This is a genomic window from Psychrobium sp. 1_MG-2023 (genome assembly GCF_030689115.1).
Taxonomy (GTDB): domain Bacteria; phylum Pseudomonadota; class Gammaproteobacteria; order Enterobacterales; family Psychrobiaceae; genus Psychrobium.
The window spans coordinates 114,886-134,723 of sequence record NZ_JAUYVJ010000003.1; the positions used below are offsets into that span (position 1 = coordinate 114,886).

Sequence of the window (19,838 nt, forward strand, 5' to 3'; positions counted from 1 at the left end):
CTGCTTAACCTTCCTTCTCAATAGTAGTCAGTCTGTCACGTAAAATCTGACCGAAATCATATTTACCCGGACAAACGAAGGTACAAAGCCCTAAATCTTCTTCGTCTAGCTCTAAACAACCTAATGTTTGCGCACCATCATTATCACCTGCACACAGGTCACGTAATAACATTGTTGGCAAAATATCTAGAGGAACAACGCGCTCATAGCTACCGATTGGCACCATAGCACGGTCACTACCATTAGTTGTTGTATTTAGGTTTAGAAGACGCTTAGGTGATAAATGTGAAATGTATGAACGAGTCACAGACACAACATTTTTACCGGCTTTCATCCAGCCCATGAAATCTTTTTCACGACCTTCAGCAAGTACACTCACTTGGTTAGCATAACGACCTAAGAACGCAACAGGACCGATAGCATGAGAACCCTGAAAAACAGAACCTGAAACGACACGGTTCTCACCTTCAGTTAACTCACCAGCGGTCAAGCTGTCAGTGTTTGCACCTACAACTGTACGCACTAAACGTGGATTTTTAACACTTGGACCACCTAACGCAACAACGCGATCAGTATATAATTCACCTGTAGTGAATAACTTACCGTAAGCGATTACGTCTTGGTAACCTAATGTCCAAACGGTGCGGTTAGCATCGACTGGGTGTAAGAAGTGAATGTGAGTACCCACTAGACCTGCTGGATGAATACCAGCAAATTCGTGTTGCTCAACACTACTTACATTAGTGTTAGGGATGTCAGCGCCAGGCTTTTTACCAACGAAAACTTTACCGCTAGTTAGACGAGATAACACCGTCAAACCATTGATAAAATCTTGAGATTGCTCGTTGATAATGACAGCAGGATCGCCCGCTAACGGATTAGTATCCATTGCAGAAACGAAAATTGCTGATGGCTCTGAGTCAATCGCAGGAACTTTAGAGAAAGGGCGGGTACGAAGACCAGTCCATAGTCCTGATTTTACAAGGTTATCAACAACAACACTACGCTCTAATTGAGCAAGTTCTGTTGCAGGGAAACTTGCGAAAGTTTCCTGTTCATTACCTTGTACATCGATAACTAAAGACAAAAACGCTCTTTTAGCACCACGATTTACTTGGGAAACGACACCACTAGCTGAAGCAGTAAATAAAACGCCAGGATTTTTCTTATCTTCGAAAATTACCTGACCTTTTTTGACAGTGTCTCCTACACGAACTTTCATTGTAGGACGCATGCCAAAGAACTCTTCACCCAGGGTAGCGACTTGTTTGATGGACGGACCATCATGGATTACTTGCTGGGGAGCTCCGGCAATCGGAAGGTCCAGACCTTTTTTTATTGTAATCATATTCACTTGCACTGGTTAACGGAAAGAATTAGCCGTTAGGCTCGACAGTTGCTTGCTATTTTTCATGTAATAAAGCTTTATAAATAAAGCCAACACGTCAACCATGCAGTGAAAGTTCAACACACTAAAACAAATAATCCTGACTTTTGCTGCTGATTTAGCCGCTTAACCCAGTTTTATTTACTTCAATCGCCTTGTTCTTGCCACTTAATGATGTCGGTATTATTACAATAGCGCTCAAATTTTTAGAATAAACCTTCGTTGTTGATTAAACATCAATCAACAAAAAAGACACTACTCTAACTGGGGCGCAATTCTAGCATTAATCAAGCTCATTCTGAAATCTAAATTGCGCTTTTTGCCCTAGACTTTAGTTAATTTCGCACTGAGCGGTTAAAAAATGGCAAAGAGAATGAAACGTGTAACAGAAGGGATATAGCTAAACTTAACTAAAATCAGTCTAGTAGCTAGCTATTAATGATATTAACTCACATCATTCTTCAACTATGTTTTAGTGTTTAATACCTTAGTAGCAAACAGCAAAGTAGCAAACTTGCTATGCTAAATAGCTCGGTTGAGTAAGAAAGTACTGGCGATGGTATAAATATAGAGTATTTATACTATCGACGGCCTTCTAAATTATCTAAAACAGTTAAATTAGATTAAAACGTATAACGATAACCTAACAAGATAGAGCTACCCCGCCCCATCAAGCGCCCGGCATGATATGCAGATTCAACATATTCCTGATCGGTCAGGTTGTTCACGGTTAAAAATACTTTTTGTTGCCTATCAAAAGCTACATTCGCGGTTAGGTCGACTAAAGTAACGGCATCGATTTTATTAACATTTGTCAGTGATGTTAATCCAGGTTCCAATCGTTGTTCAGAACGGTGTGTCGCCTTTAACATCAGATCCCATCGATTAAACTTAGCTCCTAACTCAAGATAGAGCTGATGTTGTGGAATATAAGCAAGCTCATCACCAGGTAAAGCAACATGTTCGATATTAGTAACATCAAGTTCATCGCCATAGTTATGATCGCGGTACGTATAGACGGCAGTCAGTGGGATTGACATGTTGTCTAACTCAAAGGTATGCGCTGCGACCATTTCAGCTCCACTGATTTCAATGTCAAAACGATCGTCAGTCATTTCTTTGCAATTTTCAATCGTAAAGCATCGAGCAAATACATTATAAAATTCATTTTTAAATACGGTGAAGGTAAATTGAGAGTTATCATAGCGATGATCTATACCCGCTCGGTAAATATCACTTGTTTGAGCCGCTTCTGGCGCTAATAAGTTATTACTAGGCAACAGCCCTTGATGAGCTGTGATAAAGAAGTCTAATGACGATGAAAATTTATAGTTTAAACCGACATTACCTAAAGTGTGCGTACTTTCACTTTCAAAGAATGAACGAGGAAATTCCTTTTCTATTTCAATTTTTTCGTATTTGTATCCACCAGCCAGTGTTAATGGGCCTTGCGTCCACTCATCGCTTATAAATACAGTCCGAGCATTGACACTTTGCTCTGCCCAATCCGCCTCCTGATTACTTTGCAATAAACTCAGCGATAAATCTTGATTAAACAAAAAAGCATCATTATAACTTTTATCATCAACGCTTTCGTTGTGGTATCTGACACCGAGCTGTAGATTATGTAAACCAATTTGTTGCGACACTCGAACTTGTATGCCACCACTTGAATAACTGCGGTCAAAGGACTGCTTTGTCACATTCAATGTACCCAACGGATTACGTTCAAAGCCACTTAATAAATCAATGGCACTGTCGCCCAACACTCCAGAAACAGCGGACGTCTGATAATAGCTTGAATTACCACTGTCATAATACAAATCTGTCATGACAATTTCGCTGGTTGCAAGGACTATTTGGTGGTTGATACGTAAACTGAGTTGGTCAGTCTTCTCATTGTCACCTGCGGTGGCACTGTAACGAAGTTCTGGGCGTTCAAGACTATCTTGGTATGAAATTCCATAACGGCTCTCATCATTATCATAATCTCGATACAATAAAGAAAACTGCGTTAACTGTTGATTTTTAGCACCAATATTTGACCCTTGCTCAATAATTTTAAGCAATAAATCATTTGACTTAAAACCACCTTGTTGCCCTAAGCGATTACTGCGATAGCTATCGCCTTGTTGAGCAGAATATTGGAATAAATGTCCCCAGCGATCTTTTCGGTGACCATAATCAAAAGTGAAACCAGCGTGTGCATCATCGCCAGCCTCAACATCGATTGACATTCGTGGCCCTTCGCTTGGGACCATACCTGTCTCTGTAGTGAGACTACCAACCAACCCAGTTGGGGTATTGGTTATTTTAGGCGAGCCGTCTCGGCCCATTTTATGGCTAATTAAGGGCGAAAGGCTGTACAAGCTACGATCAATATAGGATACAGGCGCTAAATTAAGATCATCGGTTAAAGTCGATACCGCATGTTGTAAACCACTACTATTATTTGTTATCAGTGGTGTTTGACCATTAGGAATAATATTTACAGCAAAAATTCCAGGATAACGATTAAGTTGGCGGGCGATATCTAAATGGAACTGTTGGGTTTTAGTTGATATTTCTACGGGGTGATTTTCAGCTTGATCTTTTTCATCTTCAACTTCGACGACACGTTTGATTAACGAAATTGATTTCACTAAAGACTGTGCCTTCTCTACTGAGTAGGCCGATGGTGATGCTAATGCAACAGAAATTGCGACACATAGAGGTAGTTTTACAGCATGAAGCTTCGGAGAAATTCCCTTTATCATATCGACGGTCCCAATCAAACGCTAAAATATTCAAGATTTAAGCTTAAGATTAATCAATAAATAGCTAATGTTCAAACTATTTACTGTTTTTAGTGCAATTAGTTAATCCATTACAGCTAATGAGAAAACTAATCAATCGCGATGAAATTGGGGTAGAGATAATAAAAAAAAATACTGAAGCCACTGCGTTAATTTGAGACAATAGCCGACTATTTTTTAAAAATGTGCACAATTATGAATATCTTATTTAAAATTAACGATTTAGAGCTACTGCTTAATCGCTACCCTAAGTCGAATGATAAAAACCTTCAAGCTTGGGACAGTAGTGATCAATATTTGTTGGAGTATTTCAAACAGCACATTGAACAATCAAGCACGAGCCAGGATCCTAAAACGATCCTAATTATCAACGATACCTTTGGTACCCTAGCCTGTGGGTTAAGTCACCATAAGTTATTTTGGCAATCTGATTCTTTCATTAGTCATCAAGCATGTAAAACCAATCTTGAAGACAATCAGCTAACGTCACAGATTACTTTTCTAGATAGTCTAGATGCACTTAGTGACGCTCCTGATGTGATTTTATTGAAGCTACCGAAAAGTAATGCGATGCTAAAACATCAATTACAGCAAATCGCTAGTATCGCCGATCAAGATACTCTAATCATTAGTACCGCCAAAGCTAAAGATATTCACAGTTCAACATTAAGCTTATTTGAACATCACATCGGTACTACAACGACTTCATTAGCCAAAAAGAAATCACGTTTAATCTTTAGCCAGAAAGAAAAAACCTTACAAGCAGCTGAGCCAAAAGTCGTGCAATGGCCATTAGCGGAGTATGACTTTACTATTCATAATTACGCAGGAGTGTTTGCCAACAATCAACTTGATATCGGTGCTCGCTTGATGCTTGAAAATATCCCCGAGCAACTTGGAGATGTTTTTGTCATCGACTTAGGCTGCGGTAATGGTGTCCTTGGTTTAGCAGTGGCAGCCAAAAACCCATTAGCTACAGTACGTTTCACCGATGAGTCAGCCATGGCAATCGCCAGTGCCAAGCTAAACTGTGAACAGAATATCCCACAAAGTGAAGTAGAGTTTGATTGGAATGATTGCTTAAGTGGTTATGACTATGACCAAGCCGACTTAATCGTATGTAACCCACCTTTCCACCAATTAAAGACGGTAACAGACCATATCGCATGGCAAATGTTTAATGATGCTTATCGTACGTTAAAACGCGGCGGGAAATTACGCATTGTTGGCAATCGTCACTTAGGCTACCATATTAAATTACAACGACTATTTGGCAATTGCATAACAGTTGCAGCCAACAACAAGTTCGTTATTTTAGAAGCAACAAAATAAAAGGAATGTTTATGCGGTTCATTTTAATATTAACCACGCTATTACTCTCTGCGTGCTCTCAAACACCCAATAGTTTTATCGTGTCACCGGATCAACTAGTCACCACAGAGCGTCAAGCTTATCAAGGTGGATACAACTTATCCGTTGTCGATAGTCGCTCTTATCGACATGTATTACAAATAAACAATGGCGATGAAAAGCAACAATTGTTAAGCGCGAATAAACCCAGTGATTCGCTGATAGCATCCTCTTTAGAGAAAGCTCTATTCCATCAAGGTTTCAGTCAATCTGCAACAGATAACCACAGCGTTAAAGTATCAATCGAACAAATGTTAGTTAAATTGGACCAAACTAATTTTAAGTTTGAAACCCAAACCAAAATAAAACTCAAAATAGAGGTTAATGCTGCTAACAAAACTTTAACGAAAACCTTCAACACGAAGGCTGCTACCCACGGTCCCTTACAAGCCGATATTGCTGTTTTAGAATCTGAATTCAATCAACTACTTGGTAAGTTGTTGGACGATATTGCTAACGATGAACAAATCCAACAATATTTAACCTTGTAGTGAGTCATTAATGAAAAAATATTTACTTATAGCACTATTGCTAATCACAGGGCTCTTAGAAGCGAAAGAACAGCAGTATAATGGGGCGGATATCCAATATGGAAACTCTTACCCTCAAGTTAAGTTAATTACCAGTTACGGCGAGATAACTATCGAATTAGACCGCCGTCGTGCACCAATCACGGCTAATAACTTTTTATGGCTTGCTAAGAACAAAGAATATGACAATACAATCTTCCACCGAGTGATTAATAACTTTGTCATTCAAGGTGGTGGTGTAACACCTGACGGCAAGTCAAAAAGCGATAAAAACACCATAGTCAACGAGTCTGGGAACGGATTAACAAATGATTATGGTACGATAGCGATGGCTAGAGAGAGTGACCCACATTCGGCTTCGAGACAGTTTTATATTAATGTAAAACCGGAAGGCAATGATAATTTAAACCCTAACTCTAGCAGATGGGGCTATACTGTATTTGGTGAGGTTATAGCTGGGATGGATGTTGTAACCAAAATTATGACAACGCCAACAGGGGCGGATTCGTCCAATGGCTGGCAAGATGTTCCCCTAACTAAAATTTTACTTATCAAGGCTGTCATAATACCTGAGTAGTCAACTTACCTGAAAGAAGGTTCAGTTGGACTTTCTTTCGTTAGGTTTGTTATAGGTATAGAGTTGTGACACCCCAAGCCTTTATTGAACAAAAATCGACGCAGTTGGTGTTCTTTGTAGAAAGCTTACTTGAGAGCGCCATTCCATTTTCTGAAGTGAAGTTATTTACTTGGGATATTTTAGAAGAATGGAATCGCATCCAAATAACTTGCAGTGAGCAAAGCAAAACCGAGCAAGTGTTTTGGCACCTGTTTTATCTCGTCCAATCAGAAACAGAGCAACGTTTTTTGCATGATAAAGTCTTTATCATGCAAGTTAAAGAGTGCTGTCGTTTCCTCAACGAACAACTCGGTGACGGCCCAATGTTTTGTGTTGGGATTAGGCCTTAGCTTCTTCCCTATCGTTCCATGGCGCCACTTTAAATAACATTAGCATCCCAGGGACTGCCAGTGCTACACAAAGAAAATAGAAGTTTGTCCAACCAATTTGCTCGACAATAAAGCCCGTTGTTGCATTGGCAAACGTACGAGGCAAAGCAATCAATGCAGTAAATAATGCAAACTGTGTCGCGGCAAAAGCAGGGTTAGTTTCTTTGGCTATAAACGCAGTAAATGCTGCCGTACCAAGCCCTACGCCTAAATACTCAAACCCCATTGCAAAAGCTAACGCATAGACATTGTTACCTATTTCTGACAAAGCAGCAAAACCTAAGATACTCACTATTTGGACAACGCCAAACAACCATAAAGCGCGATTTATACTCACTTTGAGCATTACAATCCCACCGACCGCTAAACCAACCATCATCGCAATTAACGACGCTGTTTTCGCAACGACACCAATTTCGGTATTAGTAAAACCTAAGTCAATGAAGAATGGCGTCTGTAATGCAGTTGCCATGTTGTCACCTAGTTTATATAAAAACAGGAAAACAAGCGTCGCTAACGCAGAGCGTATTCCTCGACGATCAATAAAGTCACGGAAAGGAAGTACAACCGCTTCACGCAGCGTTTTAGGTGTAGGTGCCTGACACTTAATTTCATCTATAGATAAGGTTAACCCAATACCCACCAGCATGAAGGCAGCGACAATGATAAATACCGAACTCCAAGGCATGTGATCAGCAAGAATAAACGCTAATGAACCTGGAACTAATCCTGCGAAACGATAAGCTTGAACATGAATGGAATTTCCTAACCCCAATTCTTGTTCGGGCAACAACTCTCGACGATAAGCATCAAGTACAATATCTTGACTTGCACTAAAGAAAGCTACAGCAGCGGCCAAATAAGCAACGGTCCAAATGGATCGCTCAGGATCAACAATACTAAAAGCAGCAACTGAGGCTAACAAGGTAATTTGCGTCACCAGCATCCAGCCTCGACGCCGCCCTAAAAATGGAAACCGGTAACGGTCAATGGCCGGTGACCAAATAAATTTCCACACATAAGGAATACCAATCAAAGAAAACAAACCAATTTCTTTGAGACTCACCCCCTCAGAACGTAGCCATCCCGGCACCATTTGATACAAAATGAACAATGGCAAACCAGAACTAAAGCCGGTAAAGATACAGATAAGCATGCGACGATTTAGAATCGCTTCTTTGATTGATAAACTAGACATTTAATCCCTAAAAACTAGTAGTAGCTGCTGGTAAACTAACAAAAACTCAACAAATCGTTATAACATAAAGAGCTAGCGAGTTAATCTCTAAAGTTTTCGAACTGAAAAGGCTGATCCAACTCAGCTTCTCTAATCAGTGCCATGGTCGCTTGTAACTCATCACGTTTCTTACCAGTAATACGCAACTTTTCACCTTGAATTGCGGTTTGAACTTTGAGTTTACTTGATTTTATTTTTTTCACTAATGACTTGGCAACGAGCGCATCAATACCTTGTTTAAACTTAACGTTAAGTGAGAAAGTTTTTCCGGTATGCAGCGGCTTCTCATCTGGTTCCATTGCCTTAGTGTCTACATTACGACGCACTAAGTTTGAACGCAAAATATCAAGCATTTGGTTAATTTGAAAGTCGTCTTCGGCTTTTAGTGTCACCACTTCACCACTTAATGAAAAACTAGCGTCTTTGCCACGAAAGTCAAAGCGGGTTGCAAGTTCACGTGTTGAATTTTCAACAGCATTACGAACTTCAGTGATTTCAATTTCTGAAACTACATCAAATGAAGGCATATTATAATCCAATAAAAATTTTTGCTGAATAGTAGCGCTTTTTTAATGGCTTTTCTATGCACTTTGCACAATTAAGATTTCAATAGTAAAGGTGGCTGCACAGCCCTTACATTAAAACCTTGCCCTGCTAGCCAGTTAAACGCTTCTTGTTCATTATCTGCTAAATAGCTTTTAACTAAATAGTCATCTTTAATAAAGGATTTTATTCGCCACCGCTTAAGTGAGCTTCTAGGTAAAATAACCACTTGGTAACGTAACCCCTGCCTGATACAGCCTTTATGGGACTGTGCGAAATGCATATAAGCATCTTCACTCGTCAGACACCAGTGAGATAAATCAGCCATTAAGGCCCAGCTATTGGCACAATATTCCCCAACCAATGTATCAAGTGCTTGGCAAAATTGTTTGGTTATTGTTAAGTCCCAACCTTGCATCATTCTGACAGTCAGGACATTCTCTTTAGCACTAATAAAGAAGTATTGATTATCGATAGGTATCATAAAAATATGTTAAAGTGAGCGGTTATTATGAACTATTAATCGTTTTGACTGACTTAACAATTAATCCGAAGGCTTTAAATATACGATGAGACGACAACTCATCAGGTTTATAAAGCATAACTCCTAAAGCATAGTCCCTGCTGTAGGTTTAACCAGTTTATTAACAACAATTTATTTTAGGCAAAGAAACAAGTGAAACGACTTATTCAATCTTTATGGCAAAACTCAGCACTGTTCCGTATGGCCTTATTTAGCGCATTGGTCGTATTTTCTTATTTATTTTTTAGTCAACAAAATATCCCTCAGACCATTGCTCATACCGATAAATATGGTCACGCGATAGCTTTTTTTGTCTTAAGCGCCTTGCTATATAAATCAAGAAAGTTTAGCCGCTTCAGTCAAATTACGTTGTTAATAGGCTACGGGGCACTCGTTGAGATCATCCAACATTTTATTCCTTATCGTTCTGCAAGCCTTGCAGATGTTGCCGCCGATGCTGCAGGTGTTCTCTTGTTTCACTTAATTGCATTGATCCCTTGGGTCCAAAAAAAGCTCGATTAAGATGCTAAAACAATATCCGTCAGTATTAAACATCGCAATTATTGGCCAAGGGGCTATAGGTTTATTATGGGCGCACCATTTAGCCTCTCAGGGCCATCGAATCACTTTTGTACGAAGAGCTGGCTCTACGCAACCAAATCATAGTCAATTGGTTTGCAATCGAGGGAAAGAATCGACTAGAACCTTTGATACATTAAACGCCCAATTACCAGAATCTCTTGATTTAGTTATCATAACAACCAAAGCATACCAAGTACTTTCAGCACTTGAACCATTGATACCCTGTATCAAAGAGACACCATTACTTTTATTGCACAATGGCATGGGGCCGGTTGAACAACTTAAGCTGAGCCAAGAGCATCATATTATGCTAGCAACTACTAGTCATGGAGCCCTATTAGAGTCTGAGAACAGCATTCGCCACACCGGTATTGGTTTGACAATGATTGGCCACTTTAATGGCCTAGATAGCCAGTATACACAGCATATCGCAACGCTATTAAATAACGCCCTCCCCGAAGTTCAATTTACCGAGTCTATCGAACGCGCCCTATGGTTAAAGCTGGCAATTAATTGTGCAATCAATCCATTAACCGCATTAGAAAATTGTAGAAATGGCGATCTTGCTGCAACTCGCCATGAAGAAATCATAGAAAATGTATGTCAAGAGATAGCACTGCTCACCACATGTTTAGGACTAGACCTTGGTTTTGAAGAAATAAAAGCAACGGTTTACGCTGTTATTGATAAAACTGCCAACAACTTCTCTTCAATGCACCAAGATATTATAAAGCAGCGCCCCACAGAAATTGATTGTATTAATGGGTATGTTGTTAGCAAGGCAGAGCAACTTGGTATTAAAGTACCCTATAACTTAGAGCTTTATCAAAAAATAAAACGTCGTGAAACGACTTGTCACTGTAGCATTACTTAACTTTACAGCCCCCAAGTCAAACACATCTGATCTAACTCCCTAGATAGTTGTTTAATGCTATACGAGTTTCCTTACAAGCCTTGACATCCTTATCAATCACAACACGCTGGTATGTATCACCATTGAATGCGTATAACTTTATATAACAAAAACGCCCTTTATTTCTCGTACCAAAGGTCACTTTCTCTATCTCAGTTTTATTAAAGTGGTAACTAAAATAAGAGTTAACAAAATGAAACTCCAACTGATTATGCTCAGCCGAGAGCTTATAAAACTTATCATCCCCTAAGTATTGTGTGACTAATAAGAACCCCAATATTAATACACTTTGAATGGCTGTCTTAAACACTTTGGCTTGGTTAACTATGCGATGAATGAAGAAAAATGAACTGATCAATACAGCAAACAGCACAAAGAGACTATCGGCCATCAACGCAGAATCTGGCGAAGCATCAACAAAAACTATCATGTCACAAGCCCCTGTCAGACCAATAAAAAAGCCACCCATTATTACGATAAGGAGCGGCTTTATCAAGTCAGGATGAAGACTAATTATTACGGCATAACAGTCAAGGTTCGACCTTTACGTTGACCGTCCGTAGCCATTGAACGTACCGCAACTTCACCAGTGATAGTGACCGGTGACTCATACAAAGTCCATTTCCCTTGCTGTGTTTTATACTCAATGGCCAGCCCAGGCAATAACGTACGAGCAGTTAGCTTTCCATCGACAATACTCGCAGCAACCGTCGGAATACGATAAAAAATATCAGCGGCTTCAAGTTTAGCTAGTTCTTTCTTCGCCAGCACATTAGCAAAGCGTTGCCAGTCTTTTTCACGTTGTATTTTTGCTTGCTCGGTGAAGAAATTACTGTCCTTTGAATAAACAGCCCCTTGACGCTGATAATCAACCTCCCATGCCGCACGATGCCATGCACGCTCAGCAAGGGCTAATAAACGAGGAAATAGCATATACTCCGCTTGATTATCACTGCGGATCATCTCACTCCATAAGTGTCCTTGGATACCCGCAAAATTAATACCTTGTTTTAATTGGCTCTGAGTATCATCTGCCTTATAAGGGCGATTATCTAAGTTGTGCCAAATTTCTGCATGCGCAGGTAGGTTATCAGGCATAAACTCAAATACTTTACGTGTGCTTATTTCACGAGATGCCCAATGATTACCACGCTCTTGAGGGTGTGCTTCGTATGGGAAATCGAAATAGGTGACATCCGGTGATGACATCACGATATCCCAATCTTGATTAGCTTGGCGATGTGTTTCCACGTGCCCATCAAAATACAACGTAGACCACGAATTTGATTGTACTTCTTGAGGCATTTTTGTTGCGTCTGTATGCCCCATGCCATCACTCCAACCAGCAACAACAATGTCTTTTTCTGCTAACATCGCTGATACACGTTCGATGAAGTAGCCGTTGTAGGCATGTTTACGTGACATATCAATCGCTCCCGTTGCTTCCAGCGCTTGACACGACGGAGAGTCAGTCCATGCACCAGCCGTTTCATCAGCACCAATATGATAAAGAACTAACTCTTGACCAGCATCGCGATGCATCTTTTGAATCTCGGTTACAACCTTATCCACAAAGCGATACGTCGAGTCCATACATACATTCAAGGTATTATCGTTATAATACTGAATCGACGAATAAACCGTAGTATCCTCAGGCTCAGTTAACCAGAATTCTTTTGCTTGTTTTGGTTTACCCTGTGCCATCAATTGACGGTAACGCAAATCCATCGACTTAATTGCCGCACGGCTATGACCAGGCATATCTAATGAAGGGATTACCTGAATATGATGTGCTTTGGCTACATGTAATAGGTCAATATAATCTTCACGGCTTAGATAACCGTTGACAGCGCTGTCACTTTCAAGCCCACTACCGAGCTGTGGTAAAAGACATTTCGTCTCAGACAAATCCAAGCAGCGGTAAGCGCCTAAATCTGTTAGTTGCTCAAGTCCTGGGATTGCTAAACGCCAACCCTCATCGTCCGCTAAGTGAAGGTGTAACTTGTTTAGCTTATACGCTCCCATTTGCTTTATTAGGTCAATTAAGAACTGTTTCGAATGGAAATTACGTGCAACATCCACATGAACCCCACGGAAGGCATAACGCGGTTGATCATCAATTTTAACACTGGCTAAGTTATCATCACCAAGAGTGATTAAACCCGCTAAAGACATTAAACCATAATAAGCTCCAGCATTATCAGCAGCCTTCACTGTGATTCCATGTTGATTAATCACCAACTGATAGCCTTGTTCCTCGGCTTTAAAGTTAGAATCAACATTTACAGCAACAGTATGACCAGTGACACTTTCTTGCACACCAAGTAACTCAAGACGCTCGATCGCTGTAGCTAACTCTTCACGAGCAATATTGTTAAGTTCGAACTTCAGCCCCTTTGCGAGTGATAGACTCTCATGGCTTAACGTTTGCACTTGCGCTGGTTGGGGTAATAAAGAAGCTGAAACATCAACCTCTGTTGCCGCCGGCTGCGTTTGATAAAGGCTTTGTGAACTCGCCCACGAGGTTAGATCCTTGTCATTGAGTTTGAATTGTTTCTCAATACTAGTGAACGGCGCAAGATATGGTTGTAGCTCTAAACCGGTCTCATCGTCGATAATCGTTTTAGTACTCTCGATTACTCGCGGCTGTGAGTCAGCAATCTTTACAATATAGTTAGGCATAAATTCACTGCGAGTGATTTGAGAGCCTGAATTAAAGATAGTAACAGAATAATCACTGCCCGCTTTAAACCCCTGAAAGTTTAATGTCGGGACAATTTGATGAAGATCGCCATTGATATGTTTAACCATAAACTGATCACTATCTACAGCAATAACAGGGCTTAAGCTACTGAAAAATATTTCCCAACGCTGCTCACTGTAGTCATACGGGAGCGAAAGATTTATCGTCGAACGTAAGCATGATTTTTTATCTGAGTCTCCACATTCTTTACTAAATGCATGATCTAAATTGTACTTAACCTGTAAAGATTGAGCGAACTTATCCAAAGACTGTTGGGTATCATTTCCCTGAGGAGCGGAACACGCCGCTAAATTAATTAATGCAAAGCTACATAGTAGCTTTTTGATGGCTGCCATTATTGACCTCTTAGTTATTATTTTGATTAAAAAGAGCAAAAGCCCCCTTTAAGGCTGGGTATTCTAATTGACTCTGACTAATAGTGATACTACTAAACAAACGAGGGTTGACCTCTTGTTGAAGCTTTCTCATCATCGTGCTTGAGAATAAATCGAAACTCTTACCTACCGAACCTCCTATCACGACATGTTCAGGGTCTACCGCAAGAATGATTTGATGTAATGCCATCGCCAGATGCTCGCCCATTTCCTCAAACAACGCTAATGCATCCTTACAACCATTCATTGCAGCTTGGTAAGCTTCTTTTCCCGTTGTTTGATGAAACTGCTTAAAAAATTGTCCCGAGCAATACTGCTCTGTTATGCCATCTTTATATAGAAACGATCCAAACTCCCCTGAAGCTGAATTTTTACCTGTATATAACGAACCATTCATAATCAAGCCAGCGCCAAGCCCTGTCCCAAGGCAAACACCTACAAAGTTATCAACCTGCTGTTCATTAGCAAAAACGTATTCCCCCATGCTAAAACAGTTAGCGTCATTATGAACAACAACGGGTAACGAGAATTCTTGCTCTAATATTGTTTGCAGTGGGACATTGCACCACTTAGAAATATTGATAACCTCAATCACATAACCCGTTCTAACATTAACTAAGCCGGGAATACCAATGGATATACCACCAATAGAACTATCCATCTGAGCAGCAATGGCCGCGATTAAAAAACGAGAAAAATCCTCTTTATCTAGATGTGCGGGAACAGGGTATTCAACAACATCACTGACTTGCTTGCGATTAACCTTACCCAGCTGTAATTTAGTACCACCTAAATCAATACACAAAATGTTTTTTGGTGCAGTATTCATAATCAGATGCCTTATACGTTTTGCGTTGATTGTTTACGGTTAAAACGGATTAAATCATTTTTAATCAGAGGTTTTGCCCAAAGACCGACACTAAAAATATAGACAAGTGGAATAAACAGAATGAACATGCCTAATTGCATACTAGAGAAGAGCTCGCTAAATAAACCAACCGCTGGCGACGCTAATGCACCACCAACAATGCCAGTACATAAGATGCCAGAGAATGAGCCATGATGCTCTCTTACAGAGTTTAGCGCTAAAGAGAATAACACTGACCACATCACGGATAAGAAAAACCCGACGGCTGGAAACGCGACCAAAGCCACTTGGCTGCTAGAGAACAGCGCCAGCAATAAGCAGATAATTGCACCACTACTAAAACCTAACAGTACTAACTTAGCATCAACAAATTTAAGTAAGATTAACCCCAGAATACAACCCAGTGTTAGGTTAAGCCAAAACTGACTAACGATTGCACTGCCCTGCTGTACAGGCTCAACGCCGTGGTACTTTTCAAGGAATACGATCATTGAGTTTGCGACCCCCTGCTCAACAAAAACATAAGCGGCAATTGCTAAGAAGAATTTAATTACTACTGGTGACTTCATTAATACAAGATGAGTCGAGAAAGCTTCCGTGGATTGCTGTTGTCCTCGTTCGATGCGAACTAGCATTATGAGCGCAAGCATAACGACACTGATCATCGCAAATAGCCAATACATAGATAGCCAACTCATATTATCAGGTACCATTTGAATAAACGCTCTGCCAATACCGGATTGATTGGCAATCTGTTGTTCAAACGTACTATAAACCCACGGTGATAATGCGCCGCCAAGCCCGAACAGCAATTGGGCAGCAACTGAGTAAACTGCAAAGTGTTGGCCGCCACCGCTACGTCGTAATAATGGATTAATCGCGACCTGTAATAGTGACATGGAACAGCCAATTAAAAACAATGACACCATTGCAGTCATAAAGCTTGGTACAACAGCAAACAAAAGCGCACCAACAGCAGCCAATGAGAAAGCAAGTAGCATGGTCACTTTTTCCCCTTGCTGGTGTACGAGAATACCAGCAGGGATCGACATCACCCCATAAGCCACAAAGAATGCAAACGGAAAAAAGCCAGCAACTAACAAACCAATATCAAAGCTTTCGATTAATGCCGGGAAAATTGGTCCCAGAGTATTAGTAATAAAGGAGATAACAAAGAAAGTCAGCAAGACTATTGCGACAATAATTCGGTGATTCATTAATTTCAACCTATTGATTTTATAATTGATTAGTTCGTTAGCTATACAAAGGAGTGGGGAGATAAATAAGCGTCAGTACCATGTCAAGTACAGCCGTGTGAAAGGAATGCCAATGTCAATATCTCACCGATAACAAACGAATGAAATTAATCGACGATATTCATCTCCCCTAAACGCTTATTTAGTGTGCAGACAATTAACGCAACAAAGAAATACTAAACTACCATTTAGTAATACTTTTAATACTTTGTTTATTTTTAACTACAAATTTAACGATTAGGTAAAAAACACAGGCCTTATCTTACAGTGCAGTTCAAAGACGCTAAGCCACTAAAATAAAACAACAAAAAAAACAGAAGAGCGATCTAAAAAACAGAAAATAAATAGATTGATATAGATACACGTAATAAAAGTACAGGTACTAAAATACCAAATAACAACCCCAACCCCTATGGCGAGAGAAAAGTATATAAAATGAATATTTCAGTACATCTTTTTATTGAAATTCTCTTCAAAATGAGCAGGCTGTCAAAGTAATTAACACAATAATAACATTTTATTTTTTAACCTTTCAGGAAGGATTATATGAATAAGCAAGCGTCAGTCAGTAGCCAAACCAACGGCCACTTAAAAAAATCGATCATTGCACTAAGCATTAGTACCGCCATTATCGCTCCCGCGTCTTTTGCGGCAACTAATGATAAAGAAAAGAATTTAAAAGATGTTGAAGTCATTGATGTTAGAGGCATTCGAGCTTCAACGACTAAAAACTTAAACACTAAACGTTTTGCCGATTCGGTTGTTGATTCGATCTCTGCAGAAGATATTGGTAAGCTTCCTGATGTCACTATTGCTGATTCATTACAACGTGTTCCTGGTATTCAAATTCGTCGCTCAGCGGGCGAAGGCTCAACAATTAATGTTCGTGGTATGCCACAAGTAACCACGTTGTTAAACGGCGAGCAATTCTTAAGTGCAGGTTCATTAACAACCGTCCAACCTGATTTTACTGATATACCATCCGCGCTTGTAGGTGGAATGGATGTCATCAAATCATCAAATGCTTCAACGCTTGCCGGTGGTATCTCAGGCACAATAAACCTAAAGACCCGTCGCCCTCTTGACCTTGATGAAGGCACCACTTTATTAGGTTCAACTGAGTTTACACAAGGCTCTTATTCAGATGAAACTGATAATAAAACCATGGCATTTGCTGGCTATAATGGTGGTGATATCGGTGTCATTGTCACCGTTTCAAAAGATAAGTCTAACTTGGCTAATTACCGTTTAGGCTCAACTAATCACGATTGGGGAATGGCCCCTTTTGAAGGTGGAACATGTTGGTATTGTCCGTCACAACCATTAAATAATGATGGGGATGACGATGACGCAGAATTCACTTATGTAAGTTACGGTAACGTCAACCGCTTCACTGAACGTGAACGTTTAGGTGCTAACTTAACACTCCAAGCACAATTAACTGACTCATTAGAATTTGTTGGTGATGTTTTCTATACTGACATGGATGACGCCGATCGCCAACAAGGTTTAATGGCAGACAATGCTTGGGGTGGTCACTGGGCGTGGCAAGATCAACATGACCCAATCAATCGAGGTTTAACGCCGGGTGGCAAGAACTTCTACACCGCACAAGACATCACATTGAACGCGCCTCGAGTTGTTGCTCACTCAGAAAGTCATACCAACAAGCGTGAATCTACGAACATTAATCTTGAGTTAAACTATCAAGGAGATGGTCCATTATCTGGTTCATTCCGTTATATTAACGGTAGTGCCGATCGTTCACATACTGAAAATGTAGCTCAAGGTTATATGACCAATGGCTTAGCACACGGCCTACAACGAAACGATGGTGACGGGGCGCGCCCAGTAAACCCTGACGGATACGGCCCAGGCACAATTCCAGTAGGTTTAGATTACACCGGCTCTCACCCAACGTTATCTGTACCATCTATTGATGGTGAAGTCTTTGGTTCAAACATTAACCGTTACGCGTTATCTTCTACCTATTCAGAAAATAACTTTGATGAAGAAGCAGCATTAGATATCGTCCGTTTAGATGGTAAATATGAATTTGATACTGAACATTTAAAAGCTGTTAACTTCGGTGTGCGTTTTGGTGACCGCGAAGTAACTCGCCAAGAGTATGTATTGCTGGCTCCTATCGCTTCACCAGATGGTTCAGAGTCAATTGACATCATGTGGAAAGACCAAGGTCTAGCGCTATATGATACTGACGGTAGTGGTGGTGCCCCAAGCTCAACGGCTGGCGATTTAACTGTGGGGGCTGGTAACTTGATTAGATACAGCGAGCTTCCTAAGGGTTGGGTACAGCAGACAAGTGATTTTGGTCCTGTGAGTCCTGGAACTTTCTATTTTATCGATCCGCGCAAACTAGATGACCCATTCGCATTCCAAAATACCTTCTACCCTGGTAACAAACGCGCAGCAACACCAGGAACGTCATTTAAAGTAAGTGAGACAACCCAAAATCTATTCGTTCAAGCCGATTTAGGTAATGATAACTACTCTGCAAATGTTGGTTTCCAATACATCAAAACTGAATTAGATATCGTGCAAAACCTCGTTGGTGACCCGGTATGTCAAGCCTGCCCAGGTAAAGTTGCAGAAGACTTAGGGGATGTTGTTACGAAGAAAGAATATTCCGATTTCTTACCATCATTTAACCTAAGCACTAATTTAACTGAAGATTTAATTTTCCGTGCGGCATGGGGTAAAACCATGACCCGCTTAGACCTTGCCGATGTAGCTGGCGGTTTAAGTATCAGCCGCTCACGTGCTGGTGATGAGCTAGCGGCGCGAGAAGGCATTTCACCAGATCTATTAATTGCAACCAATGCACAAATGCAAGGTAATCCAGATTTGCAACCTTGGCGTGCAACTAACACTGACTTATCCCTTGAATGGTACTACTCACCAAGTGCATTAGTGAGCATTGGTTTATTTAACGTACAACTTGAGTCATTCATTGAAAGCAGCAGCTGGACAGCGGAATTACCGGATGCAGATGGTGTAGTTCGCCGAGAAGTGGCAGTCACCGGTCTTGATAACGCGCCTGGCGGCACCATCAGCGGCGCAGAGTTTGCTTATCAACAAGCATTCGATTTCTTGCCAGACATGTGGAGTGGTTTAGGCGCAGGCTTTAACTACACTTACTCAGATAGTGAAAGTGGTCGAGTTGATTTTAATGGTGAGCAATTACCGCTACAAGATAACTCTAAGCACTCAGCGAATGCGGTTCTATGGTATGAAAAAGACGGCCTACAACTACGCTTAGCAACCAACTACCGTAGTAAACGCCTAGCCTCTTTATCTGGTGTTGGTGGCTTAGAGCCAAATGGATTAGCCATTTGGACGGAACCTACAACTTATGTAGATATTTCAGCTAGCTATGACATTAACGAAAATGTTAGTGTTTATCTTTCAGGCAGTAATTTAACTGAAGAGTATGAAGTAAACTACGCACAATGGAGTGATAACCAAATCTCACAAAATGTCTATGAGCGTCGTATGACGATTGGTATTCGTGGTCGGTTATAAATGACATTAAAAACCAGTAAATAAAGATAAACAGACCAAGGTTGCTTGGTCTGTTTTTATCGTTAAGACTATTGCGTTAACTCAACAGTGACCTTAACAATAAAAACA

16 protein-coding genes are annotated in these 19,838 nt (G+C 40.5%); 7 read left to right on the forward strand and 9 right to left on the reverse strand.

Annotation, left to right across the window (positions count from 1 at the left end; genetic code table 11):
• Positions 1-4: 4 nt before the first annotated feature.
• Together Q8W26_RS02580 and Q8W26_RS02585 are read right to left on the reverse strand one after the other, a co-directional pair.
• Positions 5-1,348, reverse strand: coding sequence for a Na(+)-translocating NADH-quinone reductase subunit A (locus tag Q8W26_RS02580; protein WP_101214530.1), 1,344 nt, complete (start codon positions 1,346-1,348; stop codon positions 5-7).
• 662 nt (positions 1,349-2,010) lie between these two features.
• Complete coding sequence (locus Q8W26_RS02585; RefSeq protein ID WP_101214529.1) at positions 2,011-4,143, reverse strand: TonB-dependent receptor domain-containing protein; 2,133 nt, start codon at positions 4,141-4,143, stop codon at positions 2,011-2,013.
• 234 nt (positions 4,144-4,377) lie between these two features.
• On the opposite strand from Q8W26_RS02585, the gene Q8W26_RS02590 reads away from it, so the two are divergent.
• The 4 genes from Q8W26_RS02590 to Q8W26_RS02605 all read left to right on the forward strand — a co-directional run bounded on the left by Q8W26_RS02590 (position 4,378) and on the right by Q8W26_RS02605 (position 7,088).
• Positions 4,378-5,514, forward strand: a complete 1,137-nt coding sequence (locus tag Q8W26_RS02590; RefSeq protein WP_101214528.1) for a methyltransferase — start codon at positions 4,378-4,380, stop codon at positions 5,512-5,514.
• An 11-nt stretch (positions 5,515-5,525) separates the two neighbouring features.
• Positions 5,526-6,083 carry a YajG family lipoprotein gene (locus tag Q8W26_RS02595; RefSeq protein ID WP_305472172.1) on the forward strand — a complete coding sequence of 186 codons (558 nt, stop codon included), beginning with the start codon at positions 5,526-5,528 and terminating at the stop codon, positions 6,081-6,083.
• Between the two features lie 10 nt (positions 6,084-6,093).
• Positions 6,094-6,699, forward strand: coding sequence for a peptidylprolyl isomerase (locus Q8W26_RS02600; RefSeq protein WP_101214526.1), 606 nt, complete (start codon positions 6,094-6,096; stop codon positions 6,697-6,699).
• Between the two features lie 65 nt (positions 6,700-6,764).
• Positions 6,765-7,088, forward strand: coding sequence for a hypothetical protein (locus tag Q8W26_RS02605; protein WP_101214525.1), 324 nt, complete (start codon positions 6,765-6,767; stop codon positions 7,086-7,088).
• Here Q8W26_RS02605 and Q8W26_RS02610 read toward each other — a convergent pair.
• From Q8W26_RS02610 to Q8W26_RS02620, 3 genes are all read right to left on the reverse strand, one after another.
• Positions 7,078-8,325 carry an AmpG family muropeptide MFS transporter gene (locus tag Q8W26_RS02610; protein WP_101214524.1) on the reverse strand — a complete coding sequence of 416 codons (1,248 nt, stop codon included), beginning with the start codon at positions 8,323-8,325 and terminating at the stop codon, positions 7,078-7,080. The two genes, Q8W26_RS02605 and Q8W26_RS02610, sit on opposite strands and share 11 nt — an antisense overlap.
• Before the next feature lie 80 nt (positions 8,326-8,405).
• Complete coding sequence (locus tag Q8W26_RS02615; RefSeq protein ID WP_101214523.1) at positions 8,406-8,891, reverse strand: YajQ family cyclic di-GMP-binding protein; 486 nt, start codon at positions 8,889-8,891, stop codon at positions 8,406-8,408.
• Positions 8,892-8,962: 71 nt separating this feature from the next.
• A complete protein-coding gene (locus Q8W26_RS02620) occupies positions 8,963-9,391 on the reverse strand; it encodes a hypothetical protein (protein ID WP_153071500.1) in 429 nt (142 codons plus the stop codon).
• A 192-nt stretch (positions 9,392-9,583) separates the two neighbouring features.
• Between Q8W26_RS02620 and Q8W26_RS02625 the strand changes: the two genes are divergently transcribed.
• Together Q8W26_RS02625 and Q8W26_RS02630 are read left to right on the forward strand one after the other, a co-directional pair.
• Positions 9,584-9,952 carry a VanZ family protein gene (locus Q8W26_RS02625; RefSeq protein WP_101214521.1) on the forward strand — a complete coding sequence of 123 codons (369 nt, stop codon included), beginning with the start codon at positions 9,584-9,586 and terminating at the stop codon, positions 9,950-9,952.
• A 1-nt stretch (position 9,953) separates the two neighbouring features.
• Positions 9,954-10,886: a 2-dehydropantoate 2-reductase gene (locus Q8W26_RS02630; protein ID WP_101214520.1), complete on the forward strand. Its 933-nt coding sequence runs from the start codon at positions 9,954-9,956 to the stop codon at positions 10,884-10,886.
• Between the two features lie 31 nt (positions 10,887-10,917).
• Here Q8W26_RS02630 and Q8W26_RS02635 read toward each other — a convergent pair whose 3' ends face one another.
• The 4 genes from Q8W26_RS02635 to Q8W26_RS02650 all read right to left on the reverse strand — a co-directional run bounded on the left by Q8W26_RS02635 (position 10,918) and on the right by Q8W26_RS02650 (position 16,148).
• On the reverse strand, positions 10,918-11,355 hold the full coding sequence (locus Q8W26_RS02635; RefSeq protein WP_153071499.1) for a hypothetical protein: 438 nt from the start codon (positions 11,353-11,355) through the stop codon (positions 10,918-10,920).
• 86 nt (positions 11,356-11,441) lie between these two features.
• Positions 11,442-14,024, reverse strand: a complete 2,583-nt coding sequence (locus Q8W26_RS02640) for a family 20 glycosylhydrolase (protein ID WP_101214518.1) — start codon at positions 14,022-14,024, stop codon at positions 11,442-11,444.
• Positions 14,025-14,034: 10 nt separating this feature from the next.
• The gene (locus Q8W26_RS02645; protein ID WP_101214517.1) at positions 14,035-14,892 is read right to left on the reverse strand and encodes an ROK family protein; all 858 of its coding nucleotides are present in this window, start codon (positions 14,890-14,892) and stop codon (positions 14,035-14,037) included.
• Positions 14,893-14,903: 11 nt separating this feature from the next.
• Entirely contained in the window at positions 14,904-16,148 is a 1,245-nt protein-coding gene (locus Q8W26_RS02650) for an MFS transporter (protein WP_101214516.1), read from the reverse strand.
• Between the two features lie 585 nt (positions 16,149-16,733).
• Between Q8W26_RS02650 and Q8W26_RS02655 the strand changes: the two genes are divergently transcribed.
• Positions 16,734-19,730, forward strand: coding sequence for a TonB-dependent receptor (locus Q8W26_RS02655; protein WP_101214515.1), 2,997 nt, complete (start codon positions 16,734-16,736; stop codon positions 19,728-19,730).
• Positions 19,731-19,838 lie beyond the last annotated feature (108 nt).